Here is a 1,695-nt window from a genome sequence, read left to right as displayed (position 1 = left end):
CGAGGGTGTCGGGGTGGTTCGCGCCGAGGACGCGTGCGCGGGCGGCGGCGACCTCGCTCGCCATCCGGTACGAGTCCTCCAGGCGCCCGAGCCTGCTGAGGTTGAAGGCGAGGTTGTGGCGGCAGCGCAGGGTGTCCGGGTGGTCGGGGCCCGCGAGGCGTTCGCGGGCGGCGAGGACGGACGTGTACGCCTGATGGGCCTCGAAGTGGCGGCCCAACTGGCCGAGGACGTAGGCCATTTCCTGCCGGGCGGCGAGCGTGTCGGGGTGCGCCGGGCCGAGGACGCGCTCCCGGGTGCGGGCGACGTGGGCGAACTCGCGCAGCGCGTCGGCGGGACGGCTGGTGCGGCTGAGGGTGAAGCCGACCTCGAAGCGGCTGGCGAGGGTGTCGGGGTGCTCGGGACCGAGGGCGTGTTCACGCTCGACGGCCACCGCCCGGTGCACCTCACCGGCCTCCGTCCAGCGGCCGAGACGTCCGAGGCTCAGGCCCGCGTTGTGCCGCCCGGCCAGGGTGCTGATCAACTCCGGTGACGGGGTGGGCCGTTCGGCGCGTACGGGCTCTTCGGCGGGGCCGGTGACGGGGCGGGCGATCCACTCTCCGGTGAGACCGGCCGAGGCGTCCGGCGGGGTGAGGCCGCCGAGGCCGGTTCCGGCGGCCTTGTGGCCGGTGGTCATGCCACGGGTCCAGGAGGGCAGCCGGGGCTCACGCGGCGACGACCGGTCGGGGCGTGCCCGTACGGGTTCGGCGTCCGGCTCCGCAGGCGGCGGGACGACCGTGCGCACATGGGCCGGGGCCGCGCCGGTCGCCGTACGCCCCTCGCCGACCCGGCGACCCAACTCGCGGGCGTCGTACGGCCGTTCCTCGGGCTGCTTGGCCAGCAGGTCAAGGATGATCCGGTCCAAGTACTCGGGCACCTCCTCCCGATGGCTGCGCGGTGGCCGTGGCGGGGTGTCGCGGTGGCCCATGAGGACCGCCCAGGCGTCGTCGAGGTCGAACGGCGGTACCCCGGTCGCGATCTCGTAGAGGACGCACCCGAACGAGTACAGATCGCTGCGCTGGTCGACCTGCCCGCCGCTGATCTGCTCCGGGGACATGTAGTGCGGGGTGCCCATCGCGATGCCGGTGCCGGTGAGACGGGAGGTGAAGCTGACGTCACGGCCGAGACGGGCTATGCCGAAGTCGCAGATCTTCACGGTGCCGTCCGTGAGCCACATGATGTTCGCTGGCTTCAAATCGCGGTGCACAATGCCCTGTTGATGGGTGTACGCGAGGGCGGAGGCCACCTGGTCGGCAATCTCGACGACGTCGGCGACGGGCAGCGGATGGTGCTTGTTGTCCTCCAGGAGCTGGCTGAGGTTGCGGCCCTCCAATAACTCCATGACGAGGAAGAGCACTCCGTCGGACTCGCCGAAGTCGTGGACGACGGTCACCCCCCGGTGCTGGAGGGCGGCGGCCACGCGCGCCTCGCGCCGGAACCGTTCCCGCAGGACACGGGTGAACGACTGGTCGGGCTGGGTGTTGATGGGCTTGAGGCACTTGACCGCGACCTGCCGGCCCAGCGACTCGTCTCTCGCGCGCCAGACCTCGCCCATACCGCCGCGCCCGATCAGATCGAGCAGCCGGTACCGGCCCTGGATCAGCCTGGTGTCCGCCATCGCCAACGATGCCCCCGTCCGTACGGACCCGCCCCTCCCCC

At 72.2% G+C, this 1,695-nt stretch carries 1 protein-coding gene; it reads right to left on the bottom strand.

Annotation, left to right across the window (positions count from 1 at the left end; genetic code table 11):
* On the bottom strand, window positions 1-1,654 hold a 1,654-nt coding region (locus F3T56_RS45125), incomplete at its 3' end, for a serine/threonine-protein kinase (RefSeq protein WP_149831259.1).
* Window positions 1,655-1,695: the final 41 nt, after the last annotated feature.

It is taken from the genome of Streptomyces tailanensis (assembly GCF_008386495.1).
GTDB lineage: Bacteria > Actinomycetota > Actinomycetes > Streptomycetales > Streptomycetaceae > Streptomyces > Streptomyces tailanensis.
This window is presented reverse-complemented; position numbering and strand designations above follow the sequence as displayed.